We start from the raw sequence: 19,031 nt of genomic DNA, 5'->3' as shown, positions 1-19,031 counted from the left end.
AACGCAGCCTCTACCCGACTTTGTGGAAGCGCAGCGGCGATACCGCCTGCTCTTCCTCGTGGTCGGGGCCGAGCGGGATGCCGGTGCGGTCGCGCAGCACGAGAGCGGCGGCCAGGCCCACGATGGTCATAAAGGCGAGGTACATGGAGATGGCCTCGGTGCCGCCGGTGGTTTCGTAGAGCCACTGGGCGATCATGGGGGCGAACGCGCCGCCGAAGATGGCGCCGATGGCGTAGCTGATGGAGACGCCGGAGAAGCGCATGGAGGCCGGGAAGAGTTCGGCGTAGGTGGCCGATTGCTGGCCGTAGGTGAGGCCGAGGCCCACGGTGAGCAGCAGCAGACCCACGGTGAGCATGGTGGTGCCACCGAGGTTGATGAGGGGGAAGAGCGCCACGGCGCCGAGGAGCTGGGTGAGGTAGCCCACGATGTAGGTGGTGCGGCGGCCCAGCTTGTCGGAGAGCCACCCGGCGAACCCGGTGGTGATGAGCCAGGCCACGGCGGAGGCGGTGACGGCCCAGAGCACGGTGGAGCGGTCGAGCGCCACGGGGCCCTCGGGGTTGGAGGCGTACTTTTGCACGTAGCCGCCGGCGGTCATGTAGCCCACGGCGTTGTTACCGGCAAAGAGCAGGGCGGCCACAAACACCAGCGGAGTGCTCTTGCGGAAGAGGTCGGAGATGGGGCTAGATGAGGTCTTTTTGCGTTCCTCGATCTCCGCGAACACGGGGGATTCTTCCACGCCCATGCGCACCAGGTAACCCACGGCCACGAGCACGATGCTCAGCAGGAAGGGCACGCGCCAACCCCATTCCAGGAAGGCGTCGCCAGGCGCGATGGTGCTCATCAGCGCGAGCACGCCGGAGGAGAGCAGCAGACCCGCGGGCACACCCATTTGGGGGAAGGAACCGAAGAAACCGCGCTTATCGGTGGGTGCGTGCTCCACGGAGAGCAGCACCGCGCCGCCCCATTCGCCACCGGCGGAAATGCCCTGGATGATGCGCAGAATGATGAGGAGGATCGGCGCGGCGATGCCGATGGATTCGTAGGTGGGCAGCACACCGATGAGGGTGGTGGCGATGCCCATGCCGAAGAGTGTGACCATGAGCACCACGCGGCGCCCGTAGCGGTCACCGAAGTAGCCCGCGAGGAAGGCACCGAAGGGGCGGAAGAGGAAGGAAAGGCCCACGGTGAGGTAGCTCAGAATGGAGGCCAGGCCGCCTTCTACCTCGCTGAAAAAGAGGTGGTTGAACACCAGGCCCGCGGCGGCGGCGTAGAGGAAGTAGTCGTACCACTCCACGGCGGTGCCGATGGTCGTGGCAAAGAGCACGCGCCTGCGCGCCTGTGCGCTCAGTTCGGGAGCGGAGTTTATACTGGTCAAAGCGGGTGGCCTCCTTTTGAGGTCGGGTGAATCTGCCGGTGCTGCTTGTTCCTGAATCGCTTTTCCGGCATAAAGTGTTACTTAGGCTACATGGTGGGTGGGGCGCGGGGGTAGTTTTATTTTGCTTATCGACGTTCCGGTGGTTCCACTCTGCGGTTTCCTTGGTATTTTCTTGGGGTGCTCTTCGCGCGGTTGAGCCGCTGCTCGCTGGCACAACACGCCGTGTCCCACCCACCTACTACACTGTTCAACCATGACGAATCCCAGCGATACCCCTTCTATCCCGCCGCACCGCTATACCGCGCAACTGGCCGCGCAGATTGAGCAATCGTGGCAGGGTTATTGGGCGGAGAATGGCACCTTTAACGCGCCCAATCCAGTGGGCGACCTCGCCCCCGAACAGGGGGAAGGAGCGCTGCCGGAGGATAAGCTCTTTGTCCAAGACATGTTCCCCTACCCCTCCGGGGCGGGGCTGCACGTGGGGCACCCGCTGGGTTATATCGCTACGGACGTCTACGCCCGTTTCCACCGCTCGCTGGGCAAGAATGTGCTGCACACCTTGGGTTATGATGCCTTTGGCTTGCCTGCCGAGCAGTATGCCATCCAAACGGGCACGCACCCGCGCACTACCACGATGGCGAATATTGAGAATATGAAGCGCCAGTTGGGGGCGTTGGGCCTTGGCCATGACCGCCGCCGCAGCGTGGCTACCACGGACCCCGAGTTTTATCGGTGGACGCAGTGGATTTTCCTTCAGATTTATAACTCCTGGTTTGACCCGGAGCAGGGCAAGGCCCGCCGTATTGATGAACTCGTGGAGATGCTGGAAAGCGGCCAGATGCCGCTGCCGGAGGGCTTTGAGGGGCCGTATGCGCAATTGAGCGCCCTGGATAAGCAAAAGGTGATTGATGAGTTCCGCCTGGTTTATCGCTCCTCTTCGATGGTGAATTGGTGCCCCGGCCTGGGGACCGTCTTGGCCAATGAGGAGGTCACGGCGGAGGGCCGCTCTGAGCGCGGTAATTTCCCGGTATTCCGCAAGCGCCTTTCTCAGTGGATGATGCGTATTACGGCGTATTCGGATCGTCTTATTGACGATCTGGAGCATGTGGATTGGCCGGAGAAGGTTAAGGCCATGCAGCGCAATTGGATTGGCCGTTCGCGGGGTGCGGAGGTTCACTTCCCATCCCAGGGGCACGATCTAACGGTATTTACCACCCGCCCTGATACGCTTTTTGGCGCCTCTTATATGGTGCTGGCCCCGGAGCATGAATTGGTGGATACCTTGGTGGCCGGTGGTACCGGTTCCTATGAGGGAATTGATGAGCGCTGGACTTATGGGCAGGCCACACCCAAGGAGGCCGTGGCGGCTTATCGCGCGGCTATTGCGGCGAAGTCCGATTTGGAGCGCCAGGAGAATAAGGAGAAAACCGGCGTATTCCTGGGTGCTTATGGCACCAATCCGGTGAATGGGGAGCAGGTGCCCGTATTCATTGCGGATTATGTGCTCACCGGCTATGGCACGGGTGCGATTATGGCCGTGCCCGCCCACGATCCCCGCGATTATGAGTTTGCTCAGGCCTTTGGGCTGCCGATCCGCCCGGTGATTGAGGGCGGCAATATCAGCGAGGAGGCCTACGAGGGCGATGGCGCGCATATCAATTCCGCCAACGCCGAGGGCCTGGACCTCAATGGCATGGATAAGCCCACCGCCATCGCCCAGGCGATTGAATGGTTGGAGGAGCGCGGCGCGGGCCGGGGCCGTATCCAGTACAAGCTGCGCGATTGGCTCTTTGCCCGCCAGCGCTATTGGGGCGAGCCCTTCCCCATCGTCTACGACGCCCAGGGCGTCGCTCATGCTCTCCCGGAGGAGATGCTGCCGGTGAACCTCCCCGAGGTGGAGGATTATAAGCCGGAGGCGGCGGACCCGAACGACGCCGATTCCGAGCCCCACCCGCCCCTGGCCAAGGTGCGCGATTGGGTAGAGGTGGAGCTGGATCTGGGCGACGGCCCGCAGACCTACTACCGGGATACCAACGTCATGCCTCAGTGGGCCGGTTCCTCCTGGTACCAGTTGCGCTACATCGACCCCACCAATGAGCAGGCCTTCTGCGATATTGAAAACGAGCGTTACTGGACGGGTCCGCGCCCCGAGCAGCACGGTCCGCAGGATCCGGGCGGCGTGGACCTCTACGTGGGCGGCGTGGAGCACGCCGTGCTGCACCTGCTCTACTCCCGCTTCTGGCACAAGGTGCTCTTTGACCTCGGTTACGTCACCTCCTCTGAGCCCTACCGCCGCCTGTTCAACCAGGGGTATATCCAGGCTTATGCCTACACGGATTCCCGCGGGGTCTACGTGCCTGCCGCCGAGGTGGAGGAGCGCGATGGTGAGTTCTTCTACCAGGGCGAAAAGGTGAAGCAGGAGTACGGCAAGATGGGTAAATCCCTGAAGAACGCCGTGGCTCCCGATGATATTTGCCGTGACTTCGGTGCCGATACCCTGCGCGTGTACGAGATGTCGATGGGGCCGCTGGATACCTCGCGCCCCTGGGCCACCAAGGACGTTGTGGGTGCGCACCGATTCCTGCAACGCCTGTGGCGTCTCATCGTGGCGGAGGATACCGGGGCGCTCACCGTCTCCGAGGCCACCCCCACCAAGGACGACCTCAAGGCCCTGCATCGCACCATCGCCGGGGTGCGCGAGGACTACACCCACCTGCACAACAACACGGTGGTGGCCAAGCTCATCGAGTACGTCAATTACCTCACCAAGGCCTACCCCACCGAGGTGCCGCGCGAACTCGTGGAGCCGCTGCCCATCATGCTCTCCCCCGTGGCCCCGCACATCGCGGAGGAACTGTGGAGCCGCCTGGGCCACGAGGGCACCATCGCCTTCGTCCCCTTCCCCATCCACGAGGAAAAGTGGCTGGTGGACGATGAGGTAGAGCTGCCCGTGCAGGTCAATGGCAAGGTGCGAGGCCGCATCACCGTGCCCGCCGAGGCCGAACAGCAGGTGCTTATCGACGCCGCCCTGGCCGACCCCAAGGTGGCCGAGCATGTGGAGGGTAAGAACGTGGTCAAGACCATCGTGGTGCCCGGCCGCATGGTGAACCTGGTGGTGAAGTAGTCCTTAGACCACGGACATGTTGTGCCCCAGCTGAGCCGCCACGACGAAGAGCGCCGCGGCGGCGACCCACACCGCCCACCACCGGCGTTTGGGCAGCGGGGGTAGATGAGGGAGTTCGTGTGATTCCTCCGTGGCAGCCTTATTTTCCGCTAACCACTGCCAATCGGTGCCATAGGCGCCGTGGCGGAGAGCCCAGCGCTTAATGTTGCGGGCGTCGTGGAGGGTATGAGCCAGCCAGTATGCACCGGGGAGTCCGGTGGATACGGTGAAAACGATTCCGGCGATGAGATTCCACATAATATCGTGGCCCTGATAGATGCGGATGCCGTGGAAGGCCGCAAAGAGAAAGAGGAGGGCCACTCCTAGGCTGACTCCGGAGAGAATACGCTTGATCGTGGTAGGGCGGTAGGTATAAAACGTCCCGAGGCGATCAGTGCGATCCGTGGCATGGGTGGCGATTCGCGTTGGCCCCGGTTCCCTCGCTTCGCTCATGGGGCTCATGCTAATGGAGATCTTCCGATATTCCTCGTGAAAATTGCTCGTCGGGAAGGATTGGGTACAAAGGTAGATTCCTCTGATGTTTCACGTGAAACATGGGGATCGTACAGCGGGAACACAGGGCATCCCCCTACCCTGGTCGCCATGCTTTTTTCCACCGATGAGCGCCGCAGCGGAACACGCACGATTCTTTTTGCGGTGTATGCCGCAGCCCTCTTCGCCGCGACGCTTCTCAAAGGGCAACTGAGCATTGGGGACGTATGGGACGTGGAGTCCCACCACCAGCGCAGCATTGATGTGGAACTCTTCAACGGATTCAGCGACGCCCCGGTGTGGTGGGGGCCGTGGCTCAACACCGTGGGCAACGTGGCGCTCTTTATTCCCCTTGGCGTATTCGTGGCGCTGGCGTGGAATGAGGGAACCGGGCGTTCCCTGCTGAGGGCGGGTGGCGTGGGTGCGCTCACCAGTGCGGTGATCGAAACCGCCCAATACGTCTTTGCCGTGGGATACAGCGATGTGGATGACCTGGTGTGCAATACCGTGGGGGCCGTGATGGGGGCATGGGGAGCGCGCCGGGTGGTTCAGAGCCGGATGATTCAACGCCAGGGAGAGCTCAGCGCGCGATAGCCGCGTAGTTCCCGCGCTGAGGCGCGGGAGATGGCCTCGGCAATCCGGGAGGCCGAGGTGGGGGCGGGTCCATCGGGAGTCTCCGCCGCGATGCGGCTTGCCACCGCGTGAAGATGAACGGCGATCACGGAGGCCTGATGGGCTTGGTCGGGAATCCGGGCGAGCCAGGCCCCTAGGAGCCCGGAGAGAACATCCCCGGAACCGGGGGTAGCGGCCCAGGAATGGCCGGCGTCGATAATCACGGTGGTGTTTTCCTGTGCCACCACGCTAAAGCGTCCTTTGAGCACCACCACTGCCCCGAGCTTCGTGGACAATTTGCGGGCCTTCTCCCAGTGGGGGACGCAGTGCGGGGCGTTACCGGATTCCATTCCGATGGCCTGGCTGAGCCGCCGAAACTCACCGGAGTGTGGGGTGAGCACGGTGGTGCCGCGGGGGCGTCGGCAAAGCAATTCCCTGAGTTCTGTGCGTTGGGCGAGGAGGGTGAGCGCATCGGCATCGCAGAGCACGGGTTCCGGGCGGCGCAGGATAGCGGCCAATTCCGCTGCCGCGTGATCGTCGGTGCCGCGCCCCGGGCCTACCACCCAGGCCTGAACTCGCCCGGTTTCTTCCAGAGTGGCGGTGCCCACCACCTCGGGAAGGTGGGACACGATGGTGCGGTATTCCTTTCCCATGTAGCGCACCATCGAGGGGGTGGCGCGGATGGACGCCTCGGTGCTGAGCAGCCCGGCACCCAGATAGGTCTCACTACCGGCGAGTACCCCCACCACGCCGGAACTGTATTTATCATCGCTTCCACCGGGCTCTAATTCTCCGATGAGCACGGGAATGGGTGGCACCGGCTCGAACCCCTCGGGGGCGGGCGGAGTGATGGAGCGATGGAGAAAAGCGGGGGCCGTATCCTCCTGTTGATCGAGTAATTCGCCCAGGCTGGGGCCGCTTTCTAGAGCAATATCGGTGCAGAGCACCTGGCCGCACGCCGTGTGGGCGGCGTGTGCTCCACGCAGGCCGCCGAAGGTGAGAGTGGTGGTGGCGGTGATGAATCCCGCCACCGTGCGCGTGCGCCCCTCGTAGGAAACCTCGCGGGGTGCGGGCGGGCGCCCGGTATCGGCGGGAAGTCCCGAGGGGACGTCGATAGCCAGCACGGGAATCGGAGAATGGGTCAGTGCATCTGCAAGCCAGGCCTGGGAATCGGGGAGTCCGGCGCGGCCGCTGAGCCCCGCAATACCGTCGATCACCAGGTGATAGGTCCAGGCGGCCCGCTCCCCCACGCGCTCCGGGGCCTCCTCAAGAAAGGTCCCGCGGGCTTGAAGAAAGGCGCGGGTGGCTCCCTCGTGGGTGGTGTTTCCCACGGCCAGGGCGTCTACCTGAATCCCCTGTTCGCGGAGGAAGGCGCCGCAATAGAGAGCGTCGCCGCCGTTGCCCCCGGTACCTACGAGGAGGAGTACGCGAGCATCCGGGTTCGATAACCCAGATCCCTCCGGGGTGCGCACAGTAGTAGTCAGCATTGCCACAGCAGCCGACGCCACGGCACGAGCGGCCTCGCGTATGAGCTGGTCGGGCTGAGTTTGAGCGCTCAGGAGTACGGCCTCGGCACGGCGGATGCGTTCTACTGCGTAGATGCGGCTCATAATTTGGTATAATACCCGCTCGTTTCTCCCCAGGAGCGGGGGAATATTTAGGTAAGCCTACCCCCAGATTAGGGTGACCACTACGGGAAGGAGGGTCCCCTGACCTGCTTCTTTAGAAAATGAGGAAAATATTTTCCATCAAAGGGTTGATTGCCGCGAGGTTGTAAGGTTACCCTGTGCTTAGATCAAAACGGGAGCCGCCGGAGAGGTTCTCGGAACTTGATCGAACGGGAAACCACAGTGAGTGCGTCCAACAGGGTCGTGCAGTGTAAGAAGGCTCCGGTCGAGGTGCGTGGAAACGGCACAGCGGCCGGAGTCTTTTTATGCTCACGGTACCCTTGAGGCTGAATAACGCTCCCTCGTAACCCGCAACCAGGGGGAGAAAGCACGAAAGTGGCGTGGTGATGGAGAAGATAACTCAGTGGATGCACCGCATGCCCCGCGATGGATGGGTGGCGGTATGTGCGCTGTGCTGGATGATTTTTGCCCTGCGGATCAGCAATCCCTGGGAGGTCACCGCTGAAAGCGCGCTATGGGCGGTCATTCTCACCGCCAGCGTTGCCCTCGCGGTGCGCTATCCCGTGGGGGGCAGCATCGGCTTTTTAGTGTCCTTTGCTTGCACCGTGTACTTGCCGCACCTTTTCTTGCCGCCCAATGTATTTCTGTGCGCCATTCTCATGGCGATTGTGGGATACCACGGGCGTTGGTGGCTTCTCATTCCCGTGGGCGTGGCGGTCGGGTTTCTAGGCCTTATTGATCGCAATTCAAAGACCATTGAGGCCGACTTTTCCGCCATCGTTATTTGGGAAAGTTTTATGATCGTCACGGCGTTTGCCGGGTGGATTTTGGGGCGCAAGGTGCGCCAGAAGATCGAATTGGCGGAACAATGGCGCGCTGAATATCGCAGAAGCCGCGAGGAATTGGCGAGCACCTTGCACGATTCCGTGGCCGCCTCACTGACCTCGATCGTGATGCGCTCCGAGGTGCTGGCGATGCAGGAACCAGCAGAGGGCCGCCTGCACGGGGAACTTTCTTCCATTGCCGAGGACGCCCGCATCACGATGGCGCAGGTGCGTTCTTTGCTCAGCCTGCTCAATGCTCCGCAGGATAAGCAGGAAAAACCCTCCGCCCCTACCCTGGTGGAGACGGTGAAGGAGGTCAGCGCCAAAATGCGGGATCACCGGTTGCGGGTATCGGTGCTCGATGAGAGCGAGGACCTTCAGATCACCAACCCCACCCTGGAGATCGTGCACAAGGTGCTCATGGAGGGGGCCACCAACGCGATTAAATACGCCACCCCCGGCTCCGAGGTGCGCTTATTGGTGAGCGGCAGCGGCAATAACCTACGCATTGACCTCATTAATGAGATCGCCGGGGAGAAAGAACGCCGGGGGCGGTTTTCTTCCTCCGTACTTTCCTCCGGCCTGGGTATAAGAATGATGCGTCGCTCCGTAGCGAGCATGGGCGGAAGGTTACTAAGCCATAGCGATGGCGAGGTGTGGACCCTTACTATTGAGTTCTCATCTCTGGGAACACGTGACCTTGGTCTCTGAAACGTGACCTCCCCTCCCTTTTGCGGGGAAACGCGCCCTATAATATGGCCCTGACCAAATAACATTTCACGCCTAGAAAGGCTGGTGCAGTCCCATGAACCGTTCCCGTCGTTTGCGCAGCATGGCTTGCGCCATCGCTGCTACTGCGGGCCTCTTGGTGGCGGCCCCTGCGGTGCAGGCCGCCCCGGAAGGTTCCTCGTACAGCGGATCCGACGTCCTGGTGGAGCAGGCTACGAAGGATTCCGCGGCGTCGATTTTTAGCTGCCGCAAGAACCCGACCCTCCCCTGGTGCTCGTGAGTTTTCCGATGGCAGAGCGCACCAAAAACATCCCCCTGCTCCTGGTAGACGATGATCCGCTGGTGCTTTCCTCGCTAAGGACCTACTTCAATACCACCGCTGATATTCACGTGGTGGCGGAGGCGGCCAACGGGATAGCAGCCCTCAAGGCCCTGGATGATTACGCCGTGGACTTGGTGCTCACGGATATTCACATGCCGGAGATGGATGGTATCGCCCTCCTCCAGGAGATTCGCAAGCTGCCGCAGCCGCCGGTTTTTGTGGCCATGACGGGTTTTGATACCGATGAAACCATGCTGCAAACCCTCACCGGGGGCGCGGCAGGGTACATCATCAAGTCTGCCCGCCCGCAGGAGATCATTTCCTCGGTGCGCGATGCGATGAATGGTGGCACCTCGGTCTCCCCGCAGTGTCTCTCCCGCCTGGTGGATTACATTCCGGCGCGGGAATTGGCGCATCGGCAGGAGCAGGAACACAAGGCGGAGATCGTTCTTTCCCCCGGTGAGCAGCGCGTTCTTTCTCTGCTGTGTGATGGACTCTCGAATGCGGAGATCGCCGCGAGGACGTCCTATGCGGAGTCCACGGTGAAAAAGCACGTCTCCCAGCTCATTAACCACTTTGGGGTGAACTCCCGGCTGAGGCTGGTGGTGGCGGCCATGCGTACCCACTGGGGCCAGCACCCAGGCCAGCACCCCACCCGCTAAAACGCGGGGTAAGAGCGAAAGGGAGCAAGCGGCCAAAGCACCCTAGATAAGCCGCCGCTGCCTGGCCTGGGCGATGGCTGCCGTGCGGTTATCCACGCCCAGCTTTTGGTAGATGTGCAGCAGGTGCGTTTTCACCGTGCCCAGGGAGATGAAGAGGGAATCGGCCAGTTGTTGGTTGCTGGCCCCCGTCGCCAGGGCGCGTAGAATCTCCGTTTCCCTGGCGGAAAGCGATTCCTCGGGGTGCCCCAACCGCTCGGCCAATGCTGCGGCCACTTCGGGGGAAAGGGTCCGTTTTCCCTGGGAGGTGGCCACTACGGCCCGGTGTAGTTCCTCCTCCGGGGCATCCTTGAGCAGGTAGCCCAGGGCTCCGGCGGAAAGCGCGGCCACAATATCGGCCTGTGCGTCGTAAGTAGTCAGGATCAGCACGGGCGGCCCCTGCGCCGCGCGCAGTTGCCGGGTGGATTCAATGCCGTTGGTACCGGGCATTTGAATGTCCATTACCACCACGTCTACCGCCGGGGGCACCTCTTCGGGCAGTGGTCCGGTGGCCCCCTCGGCCACCACGGTGACGTCCTCAAAGCTATCCAGAATGGCGCGCAATCCGGCGCGTACCACTGGGTGATCGTCGATAAGCATGACCCGTATCATGATTGCTCCCACGGTACCCGCGCCGCCACCACGGTGCCGCGCGGAGAGGAATCAATGGTGAGGTGGCCGCCGAGTTCGCGCAGGCGGGAGCGGATACCGGGTAATCCAAAGCCGTGGGTGGCGTGGGGATCAAAGCCGGTGCCGTCGTCGAAAATATCCAAGGTCAGTTCCCGCTCCCAGGCTGCCACGGTGATGCGGGCGCGGGAGGCGTGCGCGTGGCGCACCACGTTGGTCAGCGCCTCCTGGGCCACGCGCAAGAGGGCGGAGGCGATCTCGTCGGGCAGTTCCCGCGTAGCCTGCTCGGGGGCGATGACCTCCACGGGGAGGCCGTGGCGCTGGGTGGTGCGTTGGCCTAACTCGATGAGCGCGGCGGAAAGATCCTGGTGAGAGGGGGCGCCACGGGAGACGAGGAGGCGGGCTTCCGCGAGGTTTTCCGTGGCTACGCTGTGGATAATGCCGATCTGCTCGCGGGCGGTGTCGAGGGCCCGCGCGGCGTCGCCAGTGAAAGCAGAATCAGCAGAAACAGAGCGGAGGTTCTTTTCGCAGGCGCGGGAAAAGAGCACGATGGAGTTAAAACCCTGGGCCAGAGTGTCGTGAATCTCCCTGGCGAGGTGTTCGCGTTCCGCCAGGCGGCCCGCCTGATTTTCCGCTAGGAGCAGTTGTTCCTGGGTGGCGCTGAGCCGTTGGGCTAATCGACGGTGCCGCTCGGCCTCCCGGTGCAGAGCGCGGTAGGTGAAGTAGCAGGCGATGGCAAAGGCCACTCCCACGAAAGGCCCGATGATTCCGCCTATCCCCCACCCCAGTGTGCCGGTGAGCAGCGGCCAGCCGAGCATCGGGACCCCCACGCTCAACCCCCAGGCGATGAGCACCGTGCCCAGCCCCACGAGATCGCTGGAAGCCGCGTGCAAAATGAGGAACACCAGAGGAAAGAGCAGCCACACGAAGTGCGCGCTGAGCAGCAATAACCCAAGCCACTGGGCCAAGATCAGGCCGAGCCAGGCGGTGCGATAGGGCGCGGGATTGCGGCTGGTGCGCCGCTGGGCAAAGCGATTTTCCCACACCGTGCCCGCCAGGTAGGTGGCGGCGAGCGCGCAGGAGAGCGCAAGCGTGGCGACGACCCCCGCCACGCTCCCCGCGCCCATCCCGCTGACCGTGCTCACGGTGCCAAAGAGCAGCAGGAAGGCAAAGAGCACGTGGAGGCCCACCCGCATGGCCTCTAAAACGCGGCTCAGGGCGGGGGAATCATGAGGAGGAACAGACACGCAGGCCAGCCTAGAACCCCGGAGGTGGGCGCGGCATCGGCCGATCGGCTGATAGCAGAATCTGGCGGCAAGTCGATGTGGGGCAAGGGGTGAAAGCAGCAGGATACAGGGCAGAGAGAAAACACAGAAGAAAGGAAGGCACCCATGTTTCTTGCACTCAGGGATATTCGCCGCGCGCGAGGCCGATTTAGCCTGCTGGGGGCCGTGGTGGCCCTCATCGTTATCCTCCTGGTGATGCTCACCGGGCTCACCGCGGGCTTGGGCAAGCAAAATACCTCGGCGCTAGAGGCGCTCAATCCCACGAGTTACGTATTCCACCCGGAGGTGGACTTCGTGGAATCCCAGATCCCCGAGGGCACGCTCGCCGCCTGGCGCGACACCCCCGGCGTGGACGAGGTAACCCCGCTGGGTGTGGCCCAGACCAGCGCGCAGATGGGCGAGCAGACCGCCGCCGTGGCGCTCTTCGGCCTGCCCGAAGGCCACGAAATCCCCGGTGGCGGGGCCATTCCGAGCGAGGGGGTGGTGCTACCGGAAACTTTCGACGTCCCCACGGGCACGCACGTCACGATGGGCGGGGTGAATGTCCCGGTGGTCGGTGAGGCACCCGAGGAGTATTACAGCCACCTCCCCGTGGCCTGGGCGAACATGGACACCTGGAAGCAGATGGCCCACTCCCCCTCCCCCACGGTGCTCATGCTGAATGGCAAGAAACAGGATGCGTGGGAAAACACCGCCGCAGATACCGGCTCGGTGGCAGCGAGCGTGAAGGAATCCTTCGGCGGCCTGGGGGCCTATCAGTCCGAACGCGGCTCCCTGCTCTCCATTCAGGGGCTGCTCTACGGCATCTCCGCGCTGGTGATCGTGGCTTTCTTAAGCGTGTGGACGATTCAGCGCACCAGGGATATTGCCGTGCTGCGGGCGCTGGGGGCGTCGAAAAGCTATGTGCTGCGCGACAGCCTGGGGCAAGCCGCACTGATCCTCAGCGCGGGAGCGGTGACGGGCGCGGCGGTGGCGGCGCTCCTCGGCTGGTTCGCGCGCCGGGCGGTGCCCTTTGAACTCAGCGTGAGCACCGTGGCGCTGCCCACCGTGGGGGTACTGGCCCTGGGGCTGCTGGGGGCATGGCTGGCCACGCGCAAGGTATCCGCTATTGATCCGCAACTGGCTCTGAGTAACTAGGAGGAACCAATGACTATCGTTCTCAACCGCGTAAGCTGCGTCTTTCCCGATGGCACCGGCACGGTCACCGCGCTCGACGAGGTATCGCTGAGCGTGCCCGCGGGCAGCCTCACCGCCGTGGTGGGTGAATCCGGTTCGGGCAAGTCTACGCTGCTCTCCGTGCTGGCCGGGCTCATCGTGCCCACCTCGGGCGAGGTGATCGTGGACGGCCAGGCGCTGCACAAGGCCAGCGAGGCCGAGCGCTCCCAGGTGCGCCGCGAGCGCATCGGCATGATCTTCCAAAGCCCCAACCTCCTGCCCGCCCTCACGGTGCGCGAGCAACTGCTCATGGGCGACCACCTGCGCGGCACCCTGAGCTGGGGAAAGAAGCGCGGTGAAGCTAAGCGACGGGCGCGGCGCGCCGAGGGAATCCTCGACGAGGTGGGCCTGGGCGGGCTGGGGCACCGCCGTATCCAGGAACTTTCCGGCGGGCAGCGCCAGCGCGTGAACATCGCCCGCGCGCTCATGGGCGACCCCGCCGTGATCCTGGCCGACGAACCCACCTCCGCCCTGGATCGCCGGCTCTCGGAAGAGATCGTGGCCCTGCTGCGCCAGATCACCGACGAACGCCAGGTGGCCACGGTGATGGTCACCCACGATCGCTCCCAGTTGAAGGCTGCCGACGCCGCCGTGGAGTTCAGCGATGGGCGTGCGCGGGAGCTTGTGGGGGCGGGGTCTTAGGGGGACGGCGAAAACAACAATCCCCAGGCTCCTAATGAAACGGAGCCCGGGGATTGTGAAATATGGTGCGCCGGCCTACACCGACGCTCTCTGTGGATGAGATTAGTACGTAAGTTCTGTGCTGGTCAAGGTGCTGTATGGTAACAGGGCTGCCAAACGCCGTGACCTGGAAAATCAGTAACCCCGGCGATGTACGTCTAAAACGCAGGGATCGCTCCGGGGCCTTCGCGTGATAGTGTAACACATGTGTGTAGATCTTCCAACAACGTCGTTTCGGCGGGGGACCTTGATGGATGGTTTTCAACTGCTCGGATGAGTACTTACGCTTTCCACTCAAACCCTGAAGCCCTCTATCTTTGGAATACGCGGATCACCAAAGCCTTTTTGGAGGACATTCAACATGTTGAGGTGCTGCTGCGAAATTGTGTTGATGTTGCTGTGTCTCAAAGATATGGAGAGAGATGGTATATTCACCCGGAAATCCCATTTGATGATGGAGCTAAAAAGTCTATTAGAAAAGCGGAAAGAAGAGCGAGAATCCGTGGAAGTCGAACATCTCCTCCGGGACGTGTTATAGCTGAACTTAGCTTTGATTTCTGGGCTTACCTTTTTACTAGAACCTACGCTACGACAGTCTGGCCCCTGGTCCAGAAAGTTTTGGTTGGAACAAGGATTCCCTCTGCTGGTGCAGGTAAAATAGAGGTATACGTTCCTTCTCAGGATGATTTTAAGTGCGAGATTGATAAAGTTTATCGGCTGCGCAATCGCTGTGCTCACCATGAGCCGATTGTTAAGCAAGATCTTCAATTAGAAAATGGCCAACTTGATGAATTGAAAAATGCTATAGAGCAGTTGGCTTCCTGGATTGATCCGGCTGCGGCGTGGTGGATTATGGCTAACTCCAGAGTTTCTTCTTTGCGAGATAAAAGACCGTAATCTGCAATAAAAATTGTTGCAAGCGTAGGGGGTTATTTTGCCTGGATCCTACCCCTCCCCCTGGCACCCAGGGCACCAAAAGAGATTGCGCCCCTCCATTACTTGTAGGCGAATAGGCGTGCCGCACACGTAGCAGGGTTGCCCCTCGCGGCGGTACACGTACACCTCCCCGCCGTGGTCGTCCTTGCGCGGCGGGCGGCCCATGACCTCGGGGGTGTGCTCATCGCGCACCGTATCAATGCGCCCGCGTTCCACGCCCACGGCCATGAGGTCCACCAGATCCTCCCAGATGGCCTGTGTCTCCTCGCGGTCGAGTTCGCGGCCGGGCGTAAAGGGGGAGATCCCTAAGCGGAAGAGCGTTTCCGCGCGGTAGATATTTCCCACCCCGGCAAAGAGGTGCTGATCCATGAGCAGCGAGCCGATGGACTTGCGCGAGCGCAGTACCTTGTCCAGGATCGGGGCCGGGTCGGCGTCGGCACGCAGCGGGTCGGCCCCCTGCTTTCCGATAGCGATGGCTCGTTCCTCCTCGGTGATGAGCCGGCACCACTGGGGGCCGTGGAGGTCGGCGGCGGTGGTGCCATCGGTGATACGCAGCCGCACCTGTCCCACCGGGGCGGCATGGGGGTGGACGTTGAGCTTCCCGATCAGCCCCAGGTGGATGTACACGATGTGCTCGGGGGCCGGGGCGTCGAAAGTAATAAAGAGGTGCTTGCCCCAGGCCTCGGCCTGGTCGAGCGGGTGGGCGTCAATAAGCGCTGCCTCGCGTGCGAAGCGCCCCTGCGGGGAGGTAACCTCCACCTCTTTGCCGCGGAACTCCGCGTTCAGGCGGTGGGCGAGCCCGTGAATAACGTGACCTTCCGGCATGGGGCACATTATAGGGCGGGCGGTATGCTTGGGCGGTTGAGTGAGCACCATCGGAAGGGGAACAATGCGCCAGGGCTTTGACCGGGAAAAGTATATTCAGCTGCAATCCGAACACATCAGCGCGCGCCGCGCGGAGATCGGCGGCAAGCTCTACCTAGAGATGGGGGGAAAGCTTTTCGACGACCTCCACGCCTCCCGGGTGCTGCCCGGCTTCACCCCGGATAACAAAATCGCCATGTTGGAGCACATCCGCGAGGAAGTGGAGATCGTGGTGTGCGTGAACGCCAAGGATTTGCAGCGCCAGAAGGTGCGCGCCGACCTCGGTATCCCCTACGAGGAGGACGCGCTGCGCCTGGTAGACGTGTTCCGCGAGCGCGGCTTCATGGTCAATAACGTGGTGATGACGCAGCTGGAAGAGGATAACGCCCTGGCCCAGGACTTCATCGCGCGCATGGAAAAGCTGGGTCTGCGCGTGGCCCGGCACCGCACCATCCCCGGCTACCCCACCGATACCGCCCGCATCATCAGCGAGGAGGGTTTTGGGCGCAACGATTACGTGGAGACCACCCGCGATCTCGTGGTGGTTACCGCGCCGGGGCCGGGCTCCGGCAAGCTGGCCACCTGCCTGAGCCAGGTGTATCACGAGTACAAGCGAGGTATCCAGGCCGGATACGCCAAGTTTGAGACCTTCCCCATCTGGAACCTCCCCCTGGAACACCCCGTGAACCTGGCCTATGAGGCCGCCACGGTGGACTTGGATGACATCAACGTCATTGACCCCTTCCACCTCTCCGCCTACGGCAAGCAGGTGACCAGCTATAACCGCGACGTCGAGGTATTCCCCCTGCTCAAGTCCATGCTTGAGGTGATCGCTGGGGCCTCGCCCTACCAATCCCCCACCGACATGGGGGTGAACATGGCAGGTTATGCCATGAGCGACGACGCCGCCTGCCGCGAGGCCGCCAACCAAGAGATCATCCGCCGCTACTACAAGGCCCTGGTGGACGAGCGCCGCGAGGAGCGCGACGCGCTGCTCTCCGAGCGCGTGGCGATGGTGATGAGCAAGGCCGGGGTGAGCACCGCCGACCGCGCCGTGGTGGCCCCGGCCCTGGACGTGGAGGCGGCCACGGGAGGCCCGGCCTCCGCGATGGAGCTTGCCGACGGCACGATCATCACCGGCAAGACCTCCGAACTGCTGGGCTGTTCCTCGGCCATGCTGCTCAATGCGCTGAAGCATTTGGCGGGCATTGAGAAGTCTGTGAACCTCCTGGCACCGGACTCCATTGAGCCGATTCAAACCCTGAAAACCCAGCACTTGGGTTCCCGTAATCCGCGCCTGCACACCGACGAGGTACTTATTGCCCTTTCCGTTTCCGCCTCCCGTTCTGCGGAGGCGAGCCGGGCCTTGGCGGAATTAAAGAATCTCCGGGGTTGCGATTGTCACACCACCACCATTTTGGGCTCGGTGGACGAGGGAATCTTCCGTAACCTGGGGGTTTTGGTGACGTCGGAGCCTAAGTATCAGCGTAAGACCTTATACCGCAAGCGCTGATTGCGCAGTACAGATGAGGGGGAGATGAAGCAGGTGGGGAGAGCGGGGGTGTTTCTCCACCATAATCGCGGATTATGCGATAACCTCAGTAACAATAAAACTGTGGAGCACCTCTTAACCTGGTGAAAGGAGAACCCGGCCCCTGCTGTGCGGCACCGCCGCAAAAGATAAGGCGAGGGGCCGGGGAACACGCGCGTGAATACCGAGAATGACCCGCCAAAGCTCATAGAAGGTTCCCTCTATAACGAGGTTCCCATGCCCTCCCGCAGCGCCGATGAGAACAACATGCGCATGGAGGCCGCGAATAACCTTGAGGATCACTCCGTGGAGGATCACGGGGAGAACGACGTTCAGGACTCCCCCGAGGTAGCGGAGCCGCAGAGTTCGCAGACGGAGATCGCGGCGGGAAGCACCACGGCGGGCTCCTCGGGAATTGACGCCTCCGATATTGATAATGCGGGCTTTGGCACTGGTTTCGGCGGAGCCGCAGGCCTGGGAGCCGGTGCCGGCGCCGCTGCGGGCTTTGGCGCGGGCCGGTTCACCTTTGGCCGCAAAGAGGACGAAGAGGATTCGGGCGAGCCGCAGGATTCCGAGAATATTGAGGACCCGGAGGAGCCCGAGTACCCCGAGGCCACCACGGAAGGGGCCGAGGAGACCGGAGAGCCGGAAGAGACTGAGGCTACGGAGGACTCTGAGGAGGACGCCGTAGAGGAGGAGGAACGCAAGAAGAAGCGCCGCCGCACCATCCTGGCGCTGCTGGGCTTGCTGCTTCTTCTGCTCTTGGTCTTTGTGGGCTGCCGCTCGGTATTCGGCGGCGATGATGCCTCCGGCAATTCCGAGCTCACGAGCGCCGATGTGCAGCCGGTGTCCACCGAGGGCATCGTGAACCGCATCGCGGTATCCGGCACCATCGAGCCGGAGGATCAGTCCACCGTTGAGGGCACGGGTGGTGCGACCATCAAGAGCGTGGACGTGGCCGTGGGTGACCGCGTGGAGCGCGATCAGGTGCTGGTGGTCATTGATACCGCCGATCTTGACGAGCAACTGGCCGAGGCCGAGCGTAACGCCGATGACGTGCGTAAGCAGGGCGATGAGGCCGTGGCCGCCGCCGAGAAGGAATACGAGCGCCTGAAGGATCTGGCCGCCCAGGGCAACGCCACGATCATTTACAACGGCACCGAGTACACCCTTTCCCAGGCCCGCTCCAACCCGGACATCGAGCCGGAGGCCCTGCAACAGGCCCTGGCCGAGGCCAACGTGGTGGATACTGGCGTGACCCAGCAGGACGTGGACGCGCAGGCCAAGGTGGTACGCGATACCCGCAAGAGCGCGGAGGACGCCGATAAGGAAGCCGAGAAGGCCGTGGACAAGATTCAGGAGGAGATTGATAAGGCCTCCGTGAAGTCCAACCTGGATGGCGTGGTCACCGAGGTACGGGCCAAGGAAGGCGAGACCGCCGAAGGCGTGCTGCTCAAGGTGGCCAATGATTCCACCTTCAAGCTGCGCGGCGCGGTGAAAGAGACGGACATTGACAAGGTGGAAGAAGGCTCCGAGGTTACCTTCACCACTCCGGTGACGGGCGATAAGGAGTTCACCGGCGAGGTCACCTCCATCTCCCCGGTGGCTGGTGGTAACGCCTCTGCACAGGATCAGAAGGCCTCTTCTGCTAGCAGCTCTGCCTCCGGTTCCGGCAATTCCAAGGTGACCTTCCCGGTGGAGATCACCGTGACCGGTGACACCGAGGGCCTGCGCATGGGTGCCTCCGCCCGTGCGAAGATCCTCCAGGAGATTGCTCAGGACACCATGTCCGTGCCCGCCGAGGCCGTGTACACCAATGACAGCGGCAGCCAGGTGGTGCTGGTGGTCACCCGCGATTCCCGCGTGACGGAGCGCGAGGTAGCCACCGGGGAGACCGATGGTTACTCCGTGGCCGTGGAGAGCTCGGACCTCAAGAGCTCCGATCGCGTGATCCTGCAACCGTCCATGCACCTGGATCTCAAGGGTAAGAAGGCTACCGTGTCCACGGGGGCGTCCTCCTAGCGGAGGCTCGATCCTCTCTGAAAAGG

16 protein-coding genes are annotated in these 19,031 nt (G+C 62.6%); 10 read left to right on the top strand and 6 right to left on the bottom strand.

Annotated features, from left to right (window positions below):
- Positions 1–10: 10 nt before the first annotated feature.
- Positions 11–1,375 carry an MFS transporter gene (locus tag Clow_RS00215; RefSeq protein WP_055174664.1) on the bottom strand — a complete coding sequence of 455 codons (1,365 nt, stop codon included), beginning with the start codon at positions 1,373–1,375 and terminating at the stop codon, positions 11–13.
- A gap of 253 nt (positions 1,376–1,628) precedes the next feature.
- Here Clow_RS00215 and leuS point away from each other — a divergent pair, with 253 nt between their 5' ends.
- The gene (gene leuS, locus Clow_RS00210; RefSeq protein WP_055174661.1) at positions 1,629–4,499 is read left to right on the top strand and encodes a leucine--tRNA ligase; all 2,871 of its coding nucleotides are present in this window, start codon (positions 1,629–1,631) and stop codon (positions 4,497–4,499) included.
- Positions 4,500–4,502: 3 nt separating this feature from the next.
- On the opposite strand, the gene Clow_RS00205 is transcribed toward leuS, so the two are convergent.
- Entirely contained in the window at positions 4,503–4,991 is a 489-nt protein-coding gene (locus Clow_RS00205; RefSeq protein WP_055174658.1) for a hypothetical protein, read from the bottom strand.
- Between the two features lie 150 nt (positions 4,992–5,141).
- Here Clow_RS00205 and Clow_RS00200 point away from each other — a divergent pair, with 150 nt between their 5' ends.
- Complete coding sequence (locus tag Clow_RS00200) at positions 5,142–5,624, top strand: VanZ family protein (protein WP_055174657.1); 483 nt, start codon at positions 5,142–5,144, stop codon at positions 5,622–5,624.
- Here the strand turns inward: Clow_RS00200 and Clow_RS00195 are convergent.
- On the bottom strand, positions 5,594–7,252 hold the full coding sequence (locus Clow_RS00195) for a bifunctional ADP-dependent NAD(P)H-hydrate dehydratase/NAD(P)H-hydrate epimerase (protein ID WP_055174656.1): 1,659 nt from the start codon (positions 7,250–7,252) through the stop codon (positions 5,594–5,596). The genes Clow_RS00200 and Clow_RS00195 overlap by 31 nt on opposite strands.
- A gap of 404 nt (positions 7,253–7,656) precedes the next feature.
- Here Clow_RS00195 and Clow_RS00190 point away from each other — a divergent pair, with 404 nt between their 5' ends.
- From Clow_RS00190 to Clow_RS00180, 3 genes are all read left to right on the top strand, one after another.
- Positions 7,657–8,805, top strand: coding sequence for a sensor histidine kinase (locus tag Clow_RS00190; protein WP_156334483.1), 1,149 nt, complete (start codon positions 7,657–7,659; stop codon positions 8,803–8,805).
- 94 nt (positions 8,806–8,899) lie between these two features.
- Positions 8,900–9,103 carry a hypothetical protein gene (locus Clow_RS00185; RefSeq protein WP_055174652.1) on the top strand — a complete coding sequence of 68 codons (204 nt, stop codon included), beginning with the start codon at positions 8,900–8,902 and terminating at the stop codon, positions 9,101–9,103.
- Positions 9,091–9,807, top strand: coding sequence for a response regulator (locus Clow_RS00180; RefSeq protein WP_245625677.1), 717 nt, complete (start codon positions 9,091–9,093; stop codon positions 9,805–9,807). Before Clow_RS00185 ends, Clow_RS00180 begins: the two co-directional genes overlap by 13 nt.
- Positions 9,808–9,849: 42 nt before the next feature.
- On the opposite strand, the gene Clow_RS00175 is transcribed toward Clow_RS00180, so the two are convergent.
- Together Clow_RS00175 and Clow_RS00170 are read right to left on the bottom strand one after the other, a co-directional pair.
- Positions 9,850–10,455 carry a response regulator gene (locus Clow_RS00175; protein WP_055174648.1) on the bottom strand — a complete coding sequence of 202 codons (606 nt, stop codon included), beginning with the start codon at positions 10,453–10,455 and terminating at the stop codon, positions 9,850–9,852.
- Positions 10,452–11,717: a sensor histidine kinase gene (locus tag Clow_RS00170; protein WP_156334481.1), complete on the bottom strand. Its 1,266-nt coding sequence runs from the start codon at positions 11,715–11,717 to the stop codon at positions 10,452–10,454. Before Clow_RS00170 ends, Clow_RS00175 begins: the two co-directional genes overlap by 4 nt.
- Before the next feature lie 144 nt (positions 11,718–11,861).
- Here Clow_RS00170 and Clow_RS00165 point away from each other — a divergent pair, with 144 nt between their 5' ends.
- The 3 genes from Clow_RS00165 to Clow_RS11230 all read left to right on the top strand — a co-directional run bounded on the left by Clow_RS00165 (position 11,862) and on the right by Clow_RS11230 (position 14,549).
- Positions 11,862–12,893 (top strand): ABC transporter permease, encoded by a 1,032-nt coding sequence (locus tag Clow_RS00165; protein ID WP_055174642.1) that lies wholly within the window; start codon positions 11,862–11,864, stop codon positions 12,891–12,893.
- A gap of 9 nt (positions 12,894–12,902) precedes the next feature.
- Entirely contained in the window at positions 12,903–13,613 is a 711-nt protein-coding gene (locus Clow_RS00160) for an ABC transporter ATP-binding protein (RefSeq protein ID WP_055174638.1), read from the top strand.
- Between the two features lie 312 nt (positions 13,614–13,925).
- Complete coding sequence (locus tag Clow_RS11230) at positions 13,926–14,549, top strand: Abi family protein (RefSeq protein ID WP_156334479.1); 624 nt, start codon at positions 13,926–13,928, stop codon at positions 14,547–14,549.
- A gap of 48 nt (positions 14,550–14,597) precedes the next feature.
- Here Clow_RS11230 and Clow_RS00155 read toward each other — a convergent pair whose 3' ends face one another.
- Complete coding sequence (locus Clow_RS00155; RefSeq protein ID WP_211256902.1) at positions 14,598–15,413, bottom strand: Fpg/Nei family DNA glycosylase; 816 nt, start codon at positions 15,411–15,413, stop codon at positions 14,598–14,600.
- Positions 15,414–15,477: 64 nt separating this feature from the next.
- On the opposite strand from Clow_RS00155, the gene Clow_RS00150 reads away from it, so the two are divergent.
- Positions 15,478–16,965 carry a DUF1846 domain-containing protein gene (locus Clow_RS00150; protein ID WP_055174636.1) on the top strand — a complete coding sequence of 496 codons (1,488 nt, stop codon included), beginning with the start codon at positions 15,478–15,480 and terminating at the stop codon, positions 16,963–16,965.
- 195 nt (positions 16,966–17,160) lie between these two features.
- Positions 17,161–19,005, top strand: coding sequence for an efflux RND transporter periplasmic adaptor subunit (locus tag Clow_RS00145; RefSeq protein WP_055174633.1), 1,845 nt, complete (start codon positions 17,161–17,163; stop codon positions 19,003–19,005).
- Positions 19,006–19,031: the final 26 nt, after the last annotated feature.

The sequence above is a fragment of the Corynebacterium lowii genome (assembly GCF_001412085.1).
GTDB classification, from domain to species: Bacteria; Actinomycetota; Actinomycetes; order Mycobacteriales; family Mycobacteriaceae; genus Corynebacterium; species Corynebacterium lowii.
Note: the sequence above shows the minus strand (reverse complement) of the source record. Positions and strands in the feature narration are given on the sequence as shown.